This is a genomic window from Pseudalkalibacillus salsuginis (genome assembly GCF_021646685.1).
In the GTDB taxonomy this organism is placed as follows: Bacteria; Bacillota; Bacilli; order Bacillales; family Fictibacillaceae; genus Pseudalkalibacillus; species Pseudalkalibacillus salsuginis.
In genome coordinates this window covers 172,182-191,855 of sequence record NZ_JAKJHW010000002.1, presented here as the reverse complement: position 1 = coordinate 191,855, position 19,674 = coordinate 172,182, and the positions used below count along the sequence as shown (strand labels likewise).

At 43.0% G+C, this 19,674-nt stretch carries 21 protein-coding genes; 18 read left to right on the top strand and 3 right to left on the bottom strand.

Annotated elements, in window-relative coordinates:
• Positions 1–93 precede the first annotated feature (93 nt).
• The 15 genes from L1611_RS06070 to L1611_RS06000 all read left to right on the top strand — a co-directional run bounded on the left by L1611_RS06070 (position 94) and on the right by L1611_RS06000 (position 14,638).
• The gene (locus tag L1611_RS06070) at positions 94–1,893 is read left to right on the top strand and encodes a GAF domain-containing sensor histidine kinase (protein WP_236312211.1); all 1,800 of its coding nucleotides are present in this window, start codon (positions 94–96) and stop codon (positions 1,891–1,893) included.
• Between the two features lie 18 nt (positions 1,894–1,911).
• On the top strand, positions 1,912–2,553 hold the full coding sequence (locus L1611_RS06065; RefSeq protein ID WP_236312210.1) for a response regulator: 642 nt from the start codon (positions 1,912–1,914) through the stop codon (positions 2,551–2,553).
• Positions 2,554–3,122: 569 nt separating this feature from the next.
• Complete coding sequence (locus L1611_RS06060; RefSeq protein WP_236312209.1) at positions 3,123–3,758, top strand: GntR family transcriptional regulator; 636 nt, start codon at positions 3,123–3,125, stop codon at positions 3,756–3,758.
• 125 nt (positions 3,759–3,883) lie between these two features.
• On the top strand, positions 3,884–4,813 hold the full coding sequence (hpaI, locus tag L1611_RS06055) for a 2,4-dihydroxyhept-2-ene-1,7-dioic acid aldolase (protein WP_236312208.1): 930 nt from the start codon (positions 3,884–3,886) through the stop codon (positions 4,811–4,813).
• Positions 4,813–5,607: a fumarylacetoacetate hydrolase family protein gene (locus L1611_RS06050; RefSeq protein WP_236312207.1), complete on the top strand. Its 795-nt coding sequence runs from the start codon at positions 4,813–4,815 to the stop codon at positions 5,605–5,607. Before hpaI ends, L1611_RS06050 begins: the two co-directional genes overlap by 1 nt.
• Positions 5,588–7,105: a 5-carboxymethyl-2-hydroxymuconate semialdehyde dehydrogenase gene (hpaE, locus tag L1611_RS06045; RefSeq protein ID WP_265738375.1), complete on the top strand. Its 1,518-nt coding sequence runs from the start codon at positions 5,588–5,590 to the stop codon at positions 7,103–7,105. The genes L1611_RS06050 and hpaE overlap by 20 nt, the downstream gene beginning before the upstream one ends.
• A gap of 100 nt (positions 7,106–7,205) precedes the next feature.
• On the top strand, positions 7,206–8,681 hold the full coding sequence (gene hpaB / locus L1611_RS06040; protein ID WP_236312840.1) for a 4-hydroxyphenylacetate 3-monooxygenase, oxygenase component: 1,476 nt from the start codon (positions 7,206–7,208) through the stop codon (positions 8,679–8,681).
• A gap of 11 nt (positions 8,682–8,692) precedes the next feature.
• The gene (hpaD, locus tag L1611_RS06035; RefSeq protein WP_236312206.1) at positions 8,693–9,676 is read left to right on the top strand and encodes a 3,4-dihydroxyphenylacetate 2,3-dioxygenase; all 984 of its coding nucleotides are present in this window, start codon (positions 8,693–8,695) and stop codon (positions 9,674–9,676) included.
• Positions 9,677–9,884: 208 nt separating this feature from the next.
• Positions 9,885–10,340 (top strand): pyridoxamine 5'-phosphate oxidase family protein, encoded by a 456-nt coding sequence (locus L1611_RS06030; RefSeq protein ID WP_236312205.1) that lies wholly within the window; start codon positions 9,885–9,887, stop codon positions 10,338–10,340.
• A 567-nt stretch (positions 10,341–10,907) separates the two neighbouring features.
• Positions 10,908–11,534, top strand: a complete 627-nt coding sequence (locus L1611_RS06025) for a TVP38/TMEM64 family protein (RefSeq protein ID WP_236312204.1) — start codon at positions 10,908–10,910, stop codon at positions 11,532–11,534.
• Positions 11,535–11,630: 96 nt separating this feature from the next.
• Positions 11,631–12,383 carry a type I methionyl aminopeptidase gene (gene map, locus L1611_RS06020; protein WP_236312203.1) on the top strand — a complete coding sequence of 251 codons (753 nt, stop codon included), beginning with the start codon at positions 11,631–11,633 and terminating at the stop codon, positions 12,381–12,383.
• Positions 12,384–12,780: 397 nt separating this feature from the next.
• Positions 12,781–13,179: a DoxX family protein gene (locus L1611_RS06015; RefSeq protein ID WP_236312202.1), complete on the top strand. Its 399-nt coding sequence runs from the start codon at positions 12,781–12,783 to the stop codon at positions 13,177–13,179.
• 353 nt (positions 13,180–13,532) lie between these two features.
• Positions 13,533–13,760, top strand: coding sequence for a spore coat associated protein CotJA (locus L1611_RS06010; protein WP_236312201.1), 228 nt, complete (start codon positions 13,533–13,535; stop codon positions 13,758–13,760).
• An 18-nt stretch (positions 13,761–13,778) separates the two neighbouring features.
• Complete coding sequence (locus L1611_RS06005; protein WP_225066192.1) at positions 13,779–14,030, top strand: spore coat protein CotJB; 252 nt, start codon at positions 13,779–13,781, stop codon at positions 14,028–14,030.
• 38 nt (positions 14,031–14,068) lie between these two features.
• Positions 14,069–14,638, top strand: a complete 570-nt coding sequence (locus L1611_RS06000; RefSeq protein WP_236312200.1) for a manganese catalase family protein — start codon at positions 14,069–14,071, stop codon at positions 14,636–14,638.
• A gap of 127 nt (positions 14,639–14,765) precedes the next feature.
• Here L1611_RS06000 and L1611_RS05995 read toward each other — a convergent pair whose 3' ends face one another.
• From L1611_RS05995 to L1611_RS05985, 3 genes are all read right to left on the bottom strand, one after another.
• Positions 14,766–15,569: a TerC family protein gene (locus L1611_RS05995; RefSeq protein ID WP_236312199.1), complete on the bottom strand. Its 804-nt coding sequence runs from the start codon at positions 15,567–15,569 to the stop codon at positions 14,766–14,768.
• 726 nt (positions 15,570–16,295) lie between these two features.
• The gene (locus L1611_RS05990) at positions 16,296–16,931 is read right to left on the bottom strand and encodes an O-methyltransferase (RefSeq protein ID WP_236312198.1); all 636 of its coding nucleotides are present in this window, start codon (positions 16,929–16,931) and stop codon (positions 16,296–16,298) included.
• Positions 16,928–17,380 carry a hypothetical protein gene (locus L1611_RS05985; protein ID WP_236312197.1) on the bottom strand — a complete coding sequence of 151 codons (453 nt, stop codon included), beginning with the start codon at positions 17,378–17,380 and terminating at the stop codon, positions 16,928–16,930. The genes L1611_RS05990 and L1611_RS05985 overlap by 4 nt, the downstream gene beginning before the upstream one ends.
• Positions 17,381–17,423: 43 nt before the next feature.
• Here L1611_RS05985 and L1611_RS05980 point away from each other — a divergent pair, with 43 nt between their 5' ends.
• From L1611_RS05980 to L1611_RS05970, 3 genes are all read left to right on the top strand, one after another.
• Entirely contained in the window at positions 17,424–17,963 is a 540-nt protein-coding gene (locus tag L1611_RS05980; protein WP_236312196.1) for a GNAT family N-acetyltransferase, read from the top strand.
• A 5-nt stretch (positions 17,964–17,968) separates the two neighbouring features.
• Positions 17,969–18,781: a HEAT repeat domain-containing protein gene (locus tag L1611_RS05975; RefSeq protein ID WP_236312195.1), complete on the top strand. Its 813-nt coding sequence runs from the start codon at positions 17,969–17,971 to the stop codon at positions 18,779–18,781.
• An 84-nt stretch (positions 18,782–18,865) separates the two neighbouring features.
• The gene (locus tag L1611_RS05970) at positions 18,866–19,657 is read left to right on the top strand and encodes a GNAT family N-acetyltransferase (RefSeq protein ID WP_236312194.1); all 792 of its coding nucleotides are present in this window, start codon (positions 18,866–18,868) and stop codon (positions 19,655–19,657) included.
• Positions 19,658–19,674 lie beyond the last annotated feature (17 nt).

The window sequence follows — 19,674 nt, the reverse complement described above, 5'->3', positions numbered from 1 at the left end:
TAGGATTCATTTTCGGATTAAGCTATTGGGTTTCAAAGGGTTTGTTAGGATGAGGGAAACATCACTTTTTCCATAGATAGGGGTTTTTGAAGTATGGATAGGTCCCGTGAACGGAATTCCAATATCATAATCACTTGCATAACAGTTATTGGCTGGTTATTAGCCTTCTATAGCCTGTTTCAATTACATACTATTAGTGATCTCTGGTCATTTGCACTGCTGGTCGGTTTTTTATTCATTACAGAATTGTTTCCGATTCCGGTTTGGAAGAGTATCACATCATTCAGTTTCCCTCTTATCTACACGATCATCATTTTATATGGTCCATGGACGGGTGTGGTTTCATTTGTTCTTGTCAGTTTTATTGTCAATTTGATTAAAAGGCGACATATCCAGATTGTTTGGTTTAATCCGGCACAGCTTGCTTTGACACTTGTCCTTGCACAAATGGTTACGAGTGCAATTCTTTATTTGACTTGGACGGGAGCGATTGGATTAGGGTATCACTATTATAAATTGCTGCTGTTTACTTTGTTTTTTTACATCATAAATAATCTGCTGATTGATATGATTCTTTGGCTTCGTCCACAGAAATACTCCTGGAAAGATTGGAAGCAGAAGATGCTCCAGGAGACTATAATTGTTGCCATTTCCATCAGTTATCTGATGTTGATGTTCGCATTAGGAAATCAGAACAGGGGCGGGGTCGTGGATGTCTTTTCGTACCTTTTTTTCTTCTCTCCCTTACTGGCTGCCTCAATCATCAGTGCTATCATAAATGGGTTGAACAGGGAGAAAAACCGTTTCAAGGCCCTGGTTTCTCTTACAAAGGAACTGAACAGGATCCTTCCATCCGAGGATTGGGTTTCTTCAGTTGAAAGATGGATCGATGAATTCATTACAACAGACGTGGCTTTATTCATCGTTAAAGAAAATGATGAATGGAAAGGCTCGTTTAAAAAAGGAGGCATCATCCATGGAATCGAAAATGCATTTGAGCAAGACTGGTTCACACTTTTGGATGAAGCGGTCCACTTCTCATCTCGGAAGGACTTTCCAGAGGGATTGGATGCTTATCTGGATTCTTCTATACGCTCGGTTGTCGTCACCCCTTTACGGATAGAGAATGAAACAGTCGGTGTTTTACTTGTCGGAAAGGAAGACAATAAACTGTATCAAACGACGGATATTCAATTTTTATCTACTTTAGCGAATCAACTTGCTGTTATAATAAAGACGAGAAATCTATTTGCAGAAAGAGAACAGCGGATCGTTTTGGAAGAAAGGAACCGAATCGCAAGGGAAATTCATGACGGGATTGCACAATCACTCGCTGGTGCTGTCTTGAAGCTTGAAACCTCAAAACGTTTGAAAACTGGAGATGATGAAAAGGTCAAGCTAGTAAATGAAAGCATCGAAAAACTGAGAGGAAGCCTTGGCGAAGTACGAGAATCCATTTATGCTTTAAGGCCGAATCCTAGTGAAAAGTTTGGCATGATGGAAGCCATCCGTGCAAAAGGTGAAGAGGTTGTGAAGGACTTTGACGTGAATGTATCAGTCCATACACGAGGCGTTGAAAAAGAAGTAACGCCACATGTAGAGAAGAACGTGTATGAAGTCGTGTCAGAAGCATTGCAAAATGCCGGGAAACATGCTGAGGCTTCCAAAGTGGATGTCATGATCAGGTATTGCAAAGAGCATGTTGTCGTACGGGTTAGAGATGATGGCAAAGGGTTTCAATTGTATAAAGCTTTGCTGAGAGCAAAATCGGAAGCTCACTATGGTATTTTGAATATGAATGAATTAGCAGAACAGATCGATGCGTCTTTGAAAATAAATAGTACACCAGGCCGAGGTACCGAAATTCTAATGTTTGTACCAGCTACAAAATGATGTGGAGGAGACTCAACAATGATAAAACTACTTTTAATCGATGACCACGCAATATTAAGAGATGGAATGAAGAATATTATTGCTATTGAAGAGGATATTGCAGTTGTCGGAGAGTTGACCTCTGGGGAAGAGATATTAGAAACGATTGAAACGACTGAACCAGACGTGATTTTAATGGATATCAATCTTCCTGATAGAAATGGAATTGAACTTACTAGTTTAGTAAAGAAGAGTTTTCCAGAATGCAGGGTATTAATTTTGACGATGTACAAGCATGATGAATACTTCATGGCCGCTTTGAAAGCAGGAGCTGATGGATATATCCTGAAAGATGCACCTTCAGAAGAGGTCATTGAGGCGATCCGTGCGGTAGCAGAAGGTAAATCGATTTTGCACCCTAGCATGGCTAAAAAACTGGTGGACTATCATCAAAAGAAAAGTCAAATCAGCCAAAATGGTAACGACCTGACAGATCGGGAAAAAGACGTCTTAATCTGTCTCGTTGAAGGCCTGAGCAATAAAGATATCGCTAACCGATTATTTATCAGTGATAAGACTGTCAAGATCCATGTAAGCAACATTTTGAAAAAACTTGAAGTGAAAAGCCGTTCACAAGCCATCATCTATGCTGTTCAAAATCAAATTGTACCGTTGCCATAACGATTTGTAGGCTAGTAGTTGAACCTGAGTGGAGATTCTTCCCTCGGGTTTTTTAATGAAAAACACAAGATCGCCCTGTCTCTCTGGATACCTACAGCAATTCTTCTAAGAATCCTAGAAGCTAAAAATAGAATTTCAGGTATTCATAAGAGGTTTTGAAAAGTAAAGAACCGGATTATTTACTCAAATAGAGGTTTGAAATACAGGAAATATGAAAAACGGAATGTGGGATACTCATCAAAGCGTCATGGGGCCCTGAAAACGCGAAAAATAGAAATTGAGGTACTCATGAAGGCGTCATGATGCCCTTAAAACGCGAAAAATGGATTTTGAGGGTCCCATAGGAGCATCATGAGACCCTGAAAACACAAAAAATAGAATTTGAGGTACTCATGAAAGCGTCATGGGGCCAAGAAAATGTGAATGGCGATATACGAGGTACTTATAAGCATCACATGGAAGTTCTGATTTTCTCAATTTGTGACTATTGAAACAATTCTGATATTCATCTTGAAATCATATATGATTTTATATATCATAAACTTATGAAAGCGCTTAATTCTAAATCCATGAATAAACAACAATTTGCGTATAAGTTGCTTCGTTCTCGAATTCTTGACGGGACGTATGGTCCGGGTTATCGAATCGTGATCGACCAGATTGCTAGGGAAATTGAGACGAGTGCGATCCCGATCAGAGAGGCGCTCCGCCAGCTTGAGTCGGATGGATTAATCCAGTTCAAACCTTACAGTGGTGCGATCGTTACACCTATCAATGAAAACGAGTATCTTGAAACGTTATCGGTTCTCGCCGTAATTGAAGGATATGCGACAGCCATCAGCGGTCAACATTTCCCACTGGAACGGATTCCAGAGCTTATAGAAATCAACCAATCTATGAAGCAAGCTTTAGAGGAACTTGATTTCGTGTCTTTCGGGAACCATAATCGCTCATTCCACGGTCTTACATACGAATATTGCGAAAACAAATACCTCGTGGAAAATATCCGGTCCACATGGAAACGCCTCGATTCAATAAGAAGGGCAGGTTCTGCATTCATGCCTGTCCGGGCGAAAGAATCCGTCTTGGAGCACGATGAAATCATACGCCTACTTGAACAGAGGGCAGCCCCTGAAGAGATTGAAGCCTACGTCCGGGAACACAAATTGAATACTGTCAAATCGTTTTACCAGCAAAGGCATTGACCAGCACTTTTAATATGATCAAGAAAGAAAGGAGCTGTAACTTCTGCGTTTTGTATTTTTAATGTATTTACTTATGACTGGCCTATTTCCTAGGGTCAAATTACATTTAAAAAGGAGAGGTTGTCATGTCGAAGTTAGATGTGGTGAAACAACAATTGAGAGGATCGATTGCACCGATTATCACCCCGTTCAAGGAAGATGATTCTCTTGATCTTGATACGTTGAAAAGCTTGATTGAATGGCACATCGAAAGCGGTTCCCATGGAGTATCTATTACTGGTACAACTGGTGAACCGAGTTCTTTGACTCTTGAGGAAAGAGTCCAGGTTATGGAGACTGCAGCGAAAACAGTCAACGGCAGAGTCCCGTTCGTACCAGGTACAGGTTCCACTAATCACCAAGAAACGTTATACCTCACCAGGAAAGCGAAAGAAATCGGAGCAGACGCAGCAATGGTCATTGTTCCATACTACAACAAGCCCTCCCAACATGCGCTTTACAAACATTTCAAAACAATCGCAGACACCGTAGATATTCCGATCATCATCTATAATATTCCAGGACGCACAGCCGTCAACATGGACGTCAAAACAATTGCAAGACTTAATGAGGATTGCGATAACATTATCGGAATCAAAGAATCGAATAAGGACTTTGAACATGTCAATCGCGTGCTTCTGAATTGCGGGAGAGACTTTTTGCTCTATTCCGGGATCGAGCTTCTCTGTTACCCGATGCTTGCAATTGGTGGAGCAGGATATATCAGTGCGACTGCAAACATCATGCCTGGCAGGGTGGCGGACGTTTATAACCACTGGGTGAACGGTAATGTAACAAAAGCACAGGATCTGCATTATGATTTGATGCCTTTGAATGATGTCCTGTTCAAGGATACGAACCCTGCGCCGCTCAAAGCAGCACTCGGTATGATGGATCGGATCACCCCGAACCTGCGTCTGCCGATGGATTTGCCAAGTGAAGAATTACAGAAGGAGATCCGCTCTGTATTGGACCACTACGGTTTACTATCTAAAAATGTTGGGAGTCATGCGTAATGAAACATGCCCGTTTTATTATAGAAGGTAGAGAACAATCAGGAACAGTGGTAGATGGAAAAATCCAGGCTTCATCTGGAAAGGTATATGAAGAAAGTGAGATTGATGTCTGGTTGGCACCGTTCAAGCCGAATAAAATGGTCGGGCTTGCGTTGAACTATGCCGATCATGCAGATGAATTAGGGCTTGAAAAGCCGAAGGAACCAGTCTTGTTCATCAAACCGAATTCTTCCATCATCGGTCACAAATCCCCCATTTACTATCCGGACGGAGCTACGTACATGCACTATGAAAATGAATTGGCTGTCGTCATTGGACAAGAAGGACGCAATATCAAAAAAGAAAATGCAATGGATCACGTCAAGGGCTATACGATTGCTAATGATGTGACAGTAAGGGATTTCGTCAATAACATGTATCGTCCGCCAGTACGTGCAAAAGGGCATGATACGTTCGGACCGATGGGACCTTATTTTGTTGATAAAGAAGACATCCCGAATGTGAATAATATCGAGTTGCGCTCCTATGTAAATGGGGAGCTTCGCCAGCAAGGGAATACGAAAGATCTCATCTATGGTATCGATGATTTGATCGAATTCATAAGCTCGTTCATGACACTCGAGGAAAATGACGTCATCTGGACAGGGACGCCGAAAGGGATTTCACACGTATACCCTGGTGATCACGTGCGTCTCGAAATCGATTACCTGGGTGCTTTGGAAAACGGTATTTTAGACGGAAGAACCGATCAGGTTGCGGCAGGAGGTTCTGAGAATGCTAGAAGCAACAATTAAAGACCCGATCCAGCTTTATATCAATGGTATGTTCCAAAATGCACGTACTGGACAATCTTTTGAAAATTTCAGCCCGGTAACAGCGGAAGCGCTGAACAATGTTGCAGAAGGTCAGAAGGAGGATATTGAATTCGCGGTGGATGCTGCGAAAGAGGCTTTCCGTAACGGTCCATGGGGTTCGATGAAACTTGACGAACGTCTGAAATACATCTATAGGATTGCAGATTTGATCGATGAGCATATCGAAGAGATTGCACATCTTGAATCACTTGATACAGGGTTACCGATCAAGCAAACGAAGAAAATGACCTCGAGAGCAGCTTCCAACTTCAGGTTCTATGCTGAAATGGTGAAGAACAGGATGGTCGGCGAAGCATATCAGGTCGATGATGAATTTTTGAATTATACAGTCCAAAAACCGGTCGGTGTAGCTGGATTGATCACACCATGGAATGCCCCATTCATGCTTGAAACCTGGAAGGTCGCTCCTGCATTGGCTACTGGGAATACTGTTGTATTGAAACCGGCTGAATGGTCACCGTTAACAGCAAATAAATTGGCTGAAATCATTGACGAAGCCGGATTGCCGAACGGTGTATTCAATGTTGTCCACGGGTTTGGTGAAACAGCTGGAGCATCCCTGGTGGCACATCCTGATGTCCAGTTGATCTCTTTTACAGGAGAAACGACGACTGGCTCTGAAATCATGCGTAATGGCGCTGCAAGCTTAAAGCGCTTTTCCATGGAGCTTGGTGGCAAATCTCCGATCATCGTTTTTGACGATGCAGACATGGAAAGGGCACTCGATGCTTGTGTATGGGGGATTTTCTCTTTCAATGGTGAACGCTGTACAGCGAACTCCCGGCTGTTCCTTCAAGAATCGGTTGCAGAATCTTTCATCGAAAGGTTGAAGGAGCGTGTATCCAATATCATAGTCGGGGACCCGATGGATATGGAAACCGAGGTTGGCCCGCTTGTTCACAAGGAGCACTACAACAGGGTGAAAAATTACCTGGCCATTGCTACCCAAGAAGGAGCTGAGCTCTATTATGGTAATATCCCTGCAGGATTTGAAAAAGGGAATTTCGTCGCACCGACCTTGCTTCTTAACGTGAAAAATGACATGCGTGTTGCACAGGAAGAAATTTTCGGGCCTGTTTTATCAGTGATGACTTTTAAAACAGAAGAAGAGGTCATCCAGCTAGCGAATGATATCCGTTATGGCCTGGCAGGTTACGTATGGACGAATGATATGAAAAAGGGGCATCGGGTTGCACAGGCTGTAGAAGCAGGGATGTTATGGGTGAATTCCCAAAATGTCCGTGATCTTCGTATACCTTTCGGTGGATCGAAAAGCTCCGGAATTGGCCGTGAAGGCGGGCATTACGCTTTTGAATTCTATACGGAAATGAAAGTGATCCATGTAGCGATGGGGGAACATCATATTCCGCAATTCGGAAAGAAATCGTTGACATCCTCATCTTCACAGCAAAATTAATCGAATACCTCCGGCGAATTACATGAATGATTTGCAACCAGACAGATTTGTCGGCGTAAGTTTGGACAATGAAATGATCAATTATCCAGGAGGGATCGGATTGGGTGCACGAAATGGTAAACAGTATATAGATGGTTTGAAAGCCGCAAACAATAATGTATGGATTCATGGGGAAAGAGTAGAGGATGTCACTGAGCATCCGGCATTGAAGAACGTTATCCAGTCGATGGCAAGGCTGTTGGATCTCCAGCATGAGAAACCTGACAAGATGCTTTATACCTCCCCAAAATCCGGTGAGAAGGTAGGGTTATCCTTCATCGCACCGAAAACGAAAGAGGATCTGATGAAACGGAGCGGCATGTTCACAGAATGGGCTCGTAATACTGGCGGAATGATGGGGCGCACACCTGACTACTTGAACACGAGTGTGATGGCTTTCGGGACAGCAGATCAATTTTTCGCTGAACAGGACCCGATGTTTGGCGAGAATGTCCGTAAGTACTATGAGTATTGCCGCGAAAACGACGTGACATTGACACATACATTGATCCACCCGCAGATCAACCGTTCGAAAATGCAGCATGAGCAGAAGGATCCTGGCATTTCAGCGCATATTGTTGAAAAGAACAAGGACGGCATCGTCGTCAATGGAGCCCGCCTTCTTGCAACACAAGGTGGGATCACTGATGAAATCGTCGTTTTCCCATCGACCTTGAATAAAGCTTCGACTGATGACGATCCATATGCGATGGCTTTTGCAATTCCGAATAACACAAAAGGCTTGATATACGTCTGCAGGGAGTCATTCGATATCGGGCGTAACCAGTGGGATCATCCATTGAGCAGTCGTTTCGAAGAAAGTGATGCGATCGTCATTTTTGAAAACGTTTTCGTACCATGGGAGCGTGTCTTTGTAGCAGGTAATTCTGAAATCTGCAACCGTACTTATGTCGAGACGAATGCGATGGTCCATATGACACACCAAGTCATAGCCAAGAACACAGCGAAGACTGAATTCGTCCTCGGAGTCATTTTAAGCATGATTGATGCGATAGGAATTGAACGGTTCCAGCATGTAAAAGAAAAAGCTTCTGAAGTGATGATCATCCTCGAAACGATGCGTTCACATATGTTCCGGGCTGAACAAAATGCAGCTCTAGACAAGTACGGGAATATGACACCTGATTTTGCGCCGCTGAATGCTGCGAGGAACTGGTATCCGAAAGTGTATCAACGGATGGTCGAAATCGTACGGATTCTTGGTGCTTCCGGTTTGATGGGAACACCGACACAGGATGACTTCAACAATGAGGACATTGGAGAGCTTGTCCATCGTTATACCCAAGGCGGCCAGATCGATGGGTATGAAAAAGTCCAATTGTTCCGATTGGCATGGGATATTTCATTAAGTTCTTTCGGTGGCCGTCAAGCTTTATACGAATATTATTTCTTCGGAGACCCTGTACGGATGTCGAACGTATATTATGACGTCTACAACAAAGAGCCATATAAAGAAATGGTCAAATCATTCCTGGATCGAGTCAAGCCGACTACGACTGAGAATGTGAATGTATAGGGGGCGGCAATATGGACTTTAACATCATACGGATAGCAAGAGTGGTCATGAATGTGACAGACCTCGATAAGGCAAAAGCCTTTTATGTGGATGCACTTGGATTTGTGGAAACAGAGCGGGACGAGGAACATTTATATCTGAGGGGGTTGGAAGAACATGTCCATCATAGTCTGGTTCTGAAAAAAGCAGCAGGACCAGGCGTCCAGGCGATGTCCTACAAGGTGATGGAAGAAAGCCATCTTGACAACCTCTATAAGCTTTTCGAATCAAAAGGGATGAAACCGAAGTGGCTTGAACAAGGTTCACAAAGAGCTGTAGGCAGAACGTTTCGGGTTCAAGATCCATCCGGTCTGCCACTTGAGTTCTTCGCAAAAATGGAAGGTGTCGATCGTTTGCTTCAACGGTTCGATCTATACCGGGGGGCACGCGTCCAGCGAATCGACCATGTCAATTGCATGGTTCAAGATGTGGAAGCAGCCCAAAACTTTTATATCAATGAGCTAGGCTTTCGGTGTTCAGAATACACCGCCACTGAAGATGATCGGGTATGGGCGGCATGGTTACATCGCAAACCTACTGTCCACGACCACGCATTCATGAACGGGAAAGGACCAAGGCTGCATCATGTCGGTTTTACCCTCAGTGAACCGATGAGTGTCATCCATTGCTGTGATGTCCTGGCATCGTTGGGCTATGCCGATGGGATCGAACGCGGCCCCGGCAGACACGGGTTATCCAACGCTTTCTTCTTGTACTTGAAAGATCCTGATGGAAACAGGATTGAAATGTATACGGGAGATTATTTGACGAGCGATCCGGATTTCATGCCGATCCGGTGGGACCTGAATGATCCTAGAAGAGCGACATTCTGGGGTCACGCTGCCCCTGACAGCTGGTTTAATGAAGCGACGGCTGTACTTGATGTCCATACCGGTAAAGAAGTTGCACAAGGAGAACCGACCTTGCAGCAGCGTAAGCCTGATTTTGTAACATGATGAAATACACTCACGAGGCTGACGATTCCATTGGATGTCAGCTTCTTTCTTTCAATTGATGTAAAATAAGTTTCTAGTCGGTTGAACTGGGGAATGAGAGGCAAGAACAATAGAGGTTATGAATTTCAGCAATCCAATACTTTGCAGCCTTTTTGACTAATGATATATTTAATCTAGCAACAGGTAATCATTGAAAGGAGTTTTTGACTTGGTAAAACAAGAAATACCTACAGAACTATCACCTGAGCTCGTTGAATTTTTTCAAGGTGAGAAACTTGTGAATATCGCAACAGTGGACGCAGAGACCGGGGCTCCTAATGTGAATGCGATTTCTTGGGTGAAGAGTGTCGATGAAAAGCGGATCCGTTTTTCAGTTACGAACAATTCAAGGATCGTGGATAACATCAAAGCGAATCCAGGGGTTGTCTTGAATATCATCGGGTTGGAGACCGTATATTCGATCCAGGGTAAAGCTGAGATCCTTGAGGATATCATGGAAGGTGTCAACCTGAAACTTTCGAAAATCGAAATCACTGTGGAAGCTGTTTTTGAAAGCATGTTCTGGGGCGCGAAAATCACCAGGGAACCTGAATATGAAAAGACATATAATCCAGTCAAGGCAAAGGAATTGGACGATTCCGTCTACGCTGCGTTGATGAAGTAGTGATCAAGGGCTGACACACAAATGTCAGCTCTTTTTTAAAGGATAAGAAAGCATAAAAATTTTGGTTGCGGTAAGAAATGGCCAGCTCCACCGCCCAACCAATTGGATCACTCAATCCTCCTGCGGCGGTCGACACATTAATTTAGGTCAAAGTGTTTACCCACGCAAAACCGAACTTTTTTTGGTTCGAGCCTCCTCGTCGGACTTCAAGGGACCTTCATGGTTAACCAGGGCGTTTGCGCTTTTCTTTTGCAAAATCCACCTTTTGAGCGAGTGTCCGCAAGTTTCCTCACCGTGTTTCGCCCGGTTTGTTTTTTTTCGCAGGAGGGTCATGAATTTTACTGAAAAAGTTTTCTGGAAAGAAAATTTGATAATGCCAAGCTTTGTTTTCCTGATGTGAACGAAATTGACAAGCCCCGCCTTCTTAGGCAACCTGCTTTTTTACAGTGAAATCACCTATTCTTTGACAATTCTTTTAATAATAATTGAAATTAATCAGGTTAAAAACCTTTTCTTTTGCCGTATGATAAAATAAAGGCTATACATATAGGATGAAGGAGTACATTCATGGGCACTTACTGGGAGCGACTGAAATACTTTTTAACTGAATTGACGCAAGAAGATATTTTACGATGGTTGGATGAGTACCAGGATCTTGGACCTTTTCCAGGGATCCTGCTGCCGATGCTTGAAGCGTTTTTACCTATTTTGCCTCTCGTTTTATTCGTTGCAGGAAATGCAGCAGCCTATGGATTTTTCTGGGGGGTCTTGTTTTCGTGGATCGGAACAGTTTTTGGATCGATCTTTGTTTATATGCTAGTCAGAAAGTATGCACAAGCACGCTTTTTGAATTTCCTTACCCGACATGATAAAACGAAATCATTGCTTGAATGGGTTGAAAAGAAAGGGTTCGGGCTTTTGTTCGTATTATATTGTTTTCCATTCACGCCCTCTGCCTTGATCAATGTCATTTGTGGATTGTCCAAGGTGAGCACCTTGACTTTCGTACTTGCTGTCAGTCTGGGAAAGCTTGTGATGGTGTTCTTCATTTCCTATATCGGGCATGATTTCTTTTCCATCATCAAGGAACCGGTTAAAATGATCATCATCAGCATTGTTATTTTCGTACTTTGGTTGATAGGCAAATTGCTGGAACGGAAATTACACCGTCCATTGAAAAAAGTCTCCCAGTAACAATAATGGTTTTCTGTTAATAAAATGAGGTAATTCCTTTTGAATTATCTCATTTCTTTTGATAAAAACACTTAAGGAAGTTAGAGAGGTGATCGGATGACTGCTTTTAAAACAAAAGAAGAAATTGAAATGATCCATGAAGCTGGCCGGTTAGTCAGTGATTGTCATCATGAAATCAGGAAGCTCATCAAGCCGGGAGTTTCAACTAGGGAAATTGACGACTTTGTTGAACAATACCTAAAGAAGAATGGGGCAACCCCCGAACAGAAAGGCTATCAGGGATATCGGCATGCAACGTGCGCCTCTATAAATGATGTCGTCTGTCATGGGATCCCTTCATCTTCCAAATTGAAAGAAGGAAATATCGTAACAATTGACTTTGTTGTGAATTTGAACGGATGGTTGGCTGATTCAGCATGGTCATATCCGGTGGGAAAAATAGATGAAAAAGCACAAGACCTTTTACAAACGACTGAAGAAGCATTATACAAAGGGATTGAGCAGGCGAAGGTGGGCAATCGGATTGGGCATATCGCACATGCTATTGAACGATTTGCTACAGAAAAGGGGTTTTCAGTTGTCAAAGACTTCCTTGGCCATGGGATTGGTAGAGAAATGCATGAACCCCCAATCGTTCCTCATTATGGGCCGATTGAACAAGGACCTGAATTGAAGGAAGGTATGGTCATCACAATCGAACCGATGCTGAATTGCGGAAGCCATTTCGTATATGTAGAGGAGGATGGCTGGACAGCGAAAACCGTGGATGGTCAATTGTCTGCCCATTATGAACATACAATAGCGATCACAAAAAAGGGACCCATCATACTCACGAACCAATACAGATAGACTGCCTTAAAAGAGGCGGTTTTTTTATTAAAGTGAAATTCACAATAATCCTGCAGGAAAAGCGAGCCAGGCGGGACCCCAGTATGCAGAAAAATGGTGTCCAGCTCGATCGCCCAACCTGGGGTCACTCCAGCCCTCCTGCGGCGGTCGACACATGATTTAGTTCGAAGTGTTTGCCCACGCAGAACCGAACTTTGTTTGGTTCGAGCCTCCTCGTCGAACTTCCAGTGGTCTACGTGGCTAAGCGATTAACTTCTGTTTTTTTCAGATGCGGAAAGGGAAGTAAGTTTTATGGATAATATTTTTTAAAAGCACCTTGACAAAAGTAAGTAATGTATAATAATATACTTACATAAAGTAAGTGAAAAAACAAAGTAAAAGCAAAGGAGAGATATAAATGGATATCGCACTATTATTACTTCGTATTGTATTTGGTTTGACTTTTGCGGCACATGGGACACAAAAACTGTTTGGATGGTTCGGTGGTCATGGGCTGAAAGGAACTGCAGGTTTTTTTGAATCACTTGGCTTGAAGCCGGGTCATACCATGGCTCTTATGGCTGGTCTAGGTGAATTGGTCGGGGGATTGTTGATCACTATCGGCCTGCTTACAGAGGTCGGTGCCGTACTGATGATTGTCCCTATGCTCATAGCGATCTTCAAGGTTCATGGTAAGAACGGATATTGGGCTACAGATGGCGGGTATGAATACAACCTTGCGATCATAACAGTTGCTGTTGCCCTCGTTTTAGCAGGGCCAGGCGCGTATTCTCTTGATGCACTGCTGCTTGGTTGAAATAATAGTATGAAAAAGAGCTGATTCTTATGAATCGGCTCTTTTTTAAAGGTATGAAAGTATAAAAGTTTTTGTTTCAGTGAAGAAATGTCACACTTCAGTCCTCCTGCGGCGGTCGACACATTGATTTAGGTTCGAAGTGTTTGCCGACGTAGAACCGAACTTTGTTTGGTCCGAGCCTCCTCGTCGGATTTCCAGTGACCTTCGTGGCTGATCCGAGCGATTCCGCTTTTCTTGGTTAAAACTGTTAAGCCTAAAACGCTTCACCCCGCATGAAAGTTTATTGAGGTCTATTGTTCGTTGAACTTGAATAAGGTGTATATGACATTGTTTATAGGGAGGTTTTAACCGTAATGAGCACCTATAGAAAATCCTGGCGTCCCTATATTGGACCGAATGACCCGTGTCCACCGTTAGAAATCAAATACTACGAAACCCCACCAAATCTTTATTTAGGTTATCAACCTTATGGCTTGAAGCAATTCGATCCCTCCACAGCACTATTTAAAGGTACACTCTGGCCCGCATTGTATGCACCATACAGCAATCCTTATAAGAAGAAACGAGAGGAGGAGGAGTAGGTGGCAAATCCCAAACAGATGCCGGATGAGTTTTATCAATGGATGAAACAACTCCAGGAAATTGATTTTGTCCTGGTCGAATTGACCCTTTATCTTGATACCCATCCAGAGGATTATGATTCGATCAAGCAATTCAATGAGTTTGCTGAAAAGGGGATGAGACTGCGGCAAAAGATTGAAAAGAAATACGGCCCGTTGATGCAATATGGTCAAAGCTACTCCGGATATCCTTGGAATTGGGATGATCCTCCATGGCCTTGGCAGATGTGATCAACTGACTACTACTATAAGGAGGTATGCGCTGAACCATGTGGGTCTATGAAAAGAAACTACAATATCCTGTCAAGGTAAGCAAGTGCAATCCCATGTTGGCGAAATTCCTGATTGAACAATATGGTGGGGCAGATGGAGAATTAGCAGCAGCGTTGAGATATCTGAATCAACGTTACTCGATACCGGATAAAGTAGTCGGATTGTTGACGGATATCGGTACGGAAGAGTTTGCACACTTAGAGATGATTGCAACGATGGTTTATAAGCTTACTAAAGATGCTACCCCAGATGAGATGAAGGAAGCAGGGCTCGGTGACCATTATGCTAACCATGATAACGCACTTTTTTATCATAATGCGGCAGGTGCACCTTGGACTGCAACTTATATCCAGGCAAAGGGAGACCCTATTGCTGATTTATATGAAGACATTGCTGCTGAAGAAAAGGCAAGGGCTACATATCAGTGGATCATCAATATGAGTGATGATCCGGATCTGAACGATGGCCTCAGCTTTCTAAGGGAACGTGAAGTTGTCCACTCACAACGTTTTAGGGAAGCAGTGGAAATCTTGAAAGATGAACGTGACCGCAAGAAGATTTTTTAACATCAAGAAGAAGGGAGCAGCTGCGGCATATGTACCGTAAATCCGCTCCCTTTTTATCTTCAGCACTTTCATTCCATTGCTTGTATTTGCGAAGTCCCTTTTCCCACGGGCGATCCGGTAAGAACATTTAAGTGTTTCCAGTTTGTTCTTTTGATTGTTTCCGCTTTGTTCCAGGTTCTTTTTTCTGGTCAGATAGAATCCATCCAGCAACAGCAATTGCGACTAGTATGCTGTAGAATGTAAACTTCCATGGGATACTGTGCGCAAAGTGTTCTGAAATGATCCCTATTTTTTTATGGGATAAGGTAAGAACGACAAGTTTCACACCGACCCAGGTGACGATGAGGTATGCGGCTGTTTCAAGGCCAGGTCGCTTTCTCAGCACCTTGGATATATAAGTGGCAGCCGTCCGGATGAGTAATAATCCGATAAACCCTCCTAGGAAAATGACAGCAAACTGTCCTCCATCCATTCCGCCGATTTGTGGAAGCGGGGTTTCGGGAAGCGCGAGTGCTAGCGCGACTGCAGCCAATATGGAATCGACAGCAAAGGCGATGTCTGCTAATTCAACCTGTACAACTGTTTTCCAGAATCCTTTTGCACTGACTATTTCTTCTGTCTTTTCCTCTACATGTCCTTGATTCTTAATCCGGTATTGTTTATAAATATGTTTTAGCCCGATGAACATTAGATAGGCGGCACCAATTGCTTGCACCTGCCAAACATTGACGAGAAATGAGATTGCGAACAAGGCAGAAAATCTGAAGACAAATGCACCGAGAATCCCATAAAAGAGAGCCTTTTTACGTTGTTCTTTAGGGAGGTGTTTCACCATGACAGCAATGACTAAGGCATTATCGGCGGATAGTAAGCCCTCAAGCCCAATCAATATCAGTAAAGTCCACGCATACTCCAACCAAAGTGAATCCATCATAATGGCTCCTTTCAGAAGAAAGACTTGATCCCCTAATGGTAGAGTCTTTCCATACAAAAAAACCCTTACCATTAGAGGCAAAGGTCTTGCTAACAACATCGAGTTGCCAATAACGCCGAGAGGGAATCCCTCTGGATTGACGACGAAATTGTTAAAGCTACTCCCCTTTGAAATTCTAAGGTAACTATAAAAATGAACAAGCTTTTTTGGCAGTGGACGGTTATCTTTGATGTATAAGCTTATTTCTTAAAATACCCAATACAAGTATCGTTAAACACCGATTTTTTCATCGGCCAGACAGATCGGTCATTTTCCCTCGTTCGTATCCTAATAGATGGTAGACAGCATCATTTGACCGCTGGATGGCAGGTTTAAGATTCCGTCACCTGCCTCCTCGTCGGACTTCCAGTAACCTTCGTGACTGGTCAGGGCGTTTCCGCTTTTCTTGATGTCTAGCTCCACCGCCCAACCACTTGGATCACTTCAGTCCTCCTGCGGCGGTCGACACATTGATTTAGGATCGAAGTGTTCACCCACGCAGAACCGAACTTTGTTTGGTTCGAGCCTCCTCGTCGGACTTCCAGTGACCTTCGTGGCTGGTCAGGGCGTTTCCGCTTTTCTTGGATTCAAGTTGTTTTGTGATTATCATGTGCAATGAAAAAAGAGCAGGACACGATCGGTGCCAGGCTCCTGTTCGTAAACTATGGTCGTCATTCCTATTTATCATTTCGATTTTAACCGGGCAATCGTCAATCCGTCGCCAAGCGGAACCAGGAGACTTTCTAGTTGAGGATGATCAGCCACTTTCCGGTTATAGGTTTGTAAAGCTTTCGTATCTTTATTTTCTGTATGCTCATTAAGGACTTCACCGCCCCATAGGGTATTGTCCGCTATGATTAATGCCCCGGGACTAGCTAATTGGATACAATAGTCCAAGTAGTTCACATAGTTTCCTTTATCGGCGTCAATAAAGAAGAAGTCATAAGTAATGCGGTCCCTTTTAAGTTGTTTCAATGAATCGAGCGCAGGACCGATTTTATATCGGACACGGTCTTTAAACCCAGCTTCTTCTACATGTTGTTTCGCCATATCCGCATAAGTTTCATGCAATTCCAATGAAGTCAGATTGGCAATGTCATCCCCTCTCAGCAGGCAAATTCCGCTATAACCGCCTAAAGCACCGATTTCTAGAAGGTTTTGTGCCCCTGAAATTTTAACAAGCAGAGTCAATAATTTGCCAGACTCAGGTGAAACAGAGATGGTCGGCATCCCCGCTTGAAGCAAACTGTCGGTGATCTTTTCAAGCTCTTCATCTTTCTGGACAAAAAGCGATTGGATGTAACTCTCTAAATTCATCATCCTTCCTCCTTTCCTGGATCATCTTCTGACTGCTCTTTTTCATCAATGCTGTAAACGATCGTAAAACCGAATACAATTCCCGCAAAGAAATGGAGTTTTTGGTTTCCATAGAGTAAGTCAGCAAATGGAATCAAGTCGCCCCAGCCGAATAGCGAAAAATAATAAGCAGGAAAAAGCAAGACGAGAAGCGAAGGAATTCCAAATATAAGCAGCTTTTCCCAACTGATTTTCAAATTCCGGCTTTTTTTCAATGAAAAATCGCCAAGTGGAAAAGCCAGTAACATCCCGACCAATATCGGAAACAAGATGGAATAATAGAAGACTGGGGTAAGCAGAAAACTCTCTGTTGCTTTGACATGAAGCAATTCTTCAGTCTTAAACCCAGTGATCAGCAATGCGCTGTACAAAATCAAGTATATGATATAACGTAATGCGGATGAATGAATCATATGTAAGACCTCCATTTCAACGTACTATAGTCCGGAAAGGTTGATGACGGTGATTGAATCAGGAAACTTGTTCATACGGCCATTGGAAAAAGATGATGCTTTATTGCTGGTCAAATGGCTGAATGATCCAGAAGTTCTGCAATGGTATGAAGGCCGTGACCGCCCACATGACCTCCATAAAGTCTATGAGCATTTCTATGAAAGTGATGATGGGGTTTTTAAAAATTTGGTGATATGGGACCAAAAACCGATTGGTTATGTTCAATATTACCCTTTATCCGAGGAAGAGAAAAGAATTTATGGTTATAAATTTGATGAATCATTATATGGGATGGATCAATTTATCGGAGAGCTTAACTATCAGAACCGAGGGGTTGGAACGAAGCTTGTTAATACGGTTGTCGATTACCTGTTCCATGCATCAGGTGCAGAAAAAGTAGTTATGGATCCACAGGTACGGAATCATCGTGCCCTACGCTGTTATGAAAAATGTGGTTTCCGGACTGTCAGACGATTGGTTTCCCATGAACTACACGAAGGAAAAAAAGAAAACTGCCTATTGATTGAGAGGATCAGGAGTTGAAAAAAATGAAGGATCTGAAGAAATCTGTTGCAGAAGCAATTAACCTTCATGATTGGGAAGAAATCATCAATTTATTGGGAAAAGAGAAAACGAACCATGCAGGTACAGCACCTGCGCATGTTAAACGAAAAGTCACCGATTGGCTATTGAAGGAACTAAAAGAGGATACCGCTACCCTTAGGAATGTTACAAGTCATTTTGGGAATTCTGAAAGCCCCTCTGCGAAAGAAATTTGTGCTCATTTGATATCTGAATGTTTTGGGAATTTCCCTGAAGAGGGTGCCAGGCTGTTACATCAAATTTCTGATGATGAAAATTGGGAGGTAAGGGAATGGGCTGCTGGTGGCTGTGGTGAAGTCTTAGCAAAACACTATGATACTTTCTATCCTGTCATCAATGTATGGAAAGAGGATGAATCCGAGAAGGTTAGGCGTGCAACGGTCCTTGCAATCATGTATGCGAGTAAATCACTTGACGAATCACATGCTCCAGAACTGTTACGAATCCTAGAGCCACTCATGCAAGATGAATCGGATTATGTAAAGAAAAATCTTGGGGCGTTTGCAATTGGGGACGGGTTGTTGAAACGGTATCCGAACTATGTGATAACTTGGTTGAAATCACTTGTTGAATCAGAGAATGTGAATATAAGGTGGAATATTGCAATGGTATTCTCGGCTGCTGCTGCAAGACCCTTTCATGAAAAAGGGGAAAGGCTGTTGGCGATGTTGGAATCGGATGATAGGAAGCCTATCCAGCGAGCTGTGGATAAGGCTCGGCGGAATTTAGAGAAAGCAGTTAAGGAACCAGCGAAATAATTTTAGTGAATTTCCAAAAAGTAGTTGATTCCATTCTATGAATCTGTAAAATGGTCTTATTACAGTTTCGGGGAGGGGATCAACTTGATTAGAAAACTAACAGCAAATGATCACGAACAAGTCATGGGATATTTAAGTGAAGAACGTGCTTTGAACCTGTTCATCATCGGAGATATCGAAAACTTCGGTTATGACGCAGATTTTCAGCAAGTTTGGGGTGAATGGGATGATAAAGGCCATATGATTGCCATCCTACTTCGCTATAAAGGTAATTTCATCCCATACGCTAAAGGCCCATTCGACGTGGAGGGATTCGCGAACATCATTACTTCGGACGAAAACTTCCAAATCTTATCAGGAAAAGAGGACATAATTGATCAATTCGCACCTTATATCTCCTCGAATAAGAAAAAAGGGATGTATTTTGCGGAAATGACCAATGGGGACGTATTAGGACTTGAACTTGAACGGGAGGATATACGTATTGCTGGAGAGGAAGATGTGGAAGCGATATTTTCATTGCGTGAAAGAATTGAAGAGTTCTCAAGTTCTATCGCTTCACGGGAAAGTATGCTCCATTCGATTCAATCGAAAACAGGACGTACATATTTCATTAAAGAAGGAGATACTGCAATTACAAGTGTTTCCACGACTGCAGAAAACTCGATGTCAGCGATGGTTGTAGGTGTCTGTACTGACACGGGCTTCCGTAATAAAGGTCTTGCTTCCAGATGTTTGAGTGCACTTTGTGAAGACGTCTTGAAAGAGGGGAAGACTTTGTGTCTGTTTTACGATAATCCGGCGGCAGGCTCAATTTACAAGCGTTTAGGCTTCAAAGATATCGGGCGCTGGACGATGTGGCACAAAACGGCATGAACAGGCTTGCTGAACTG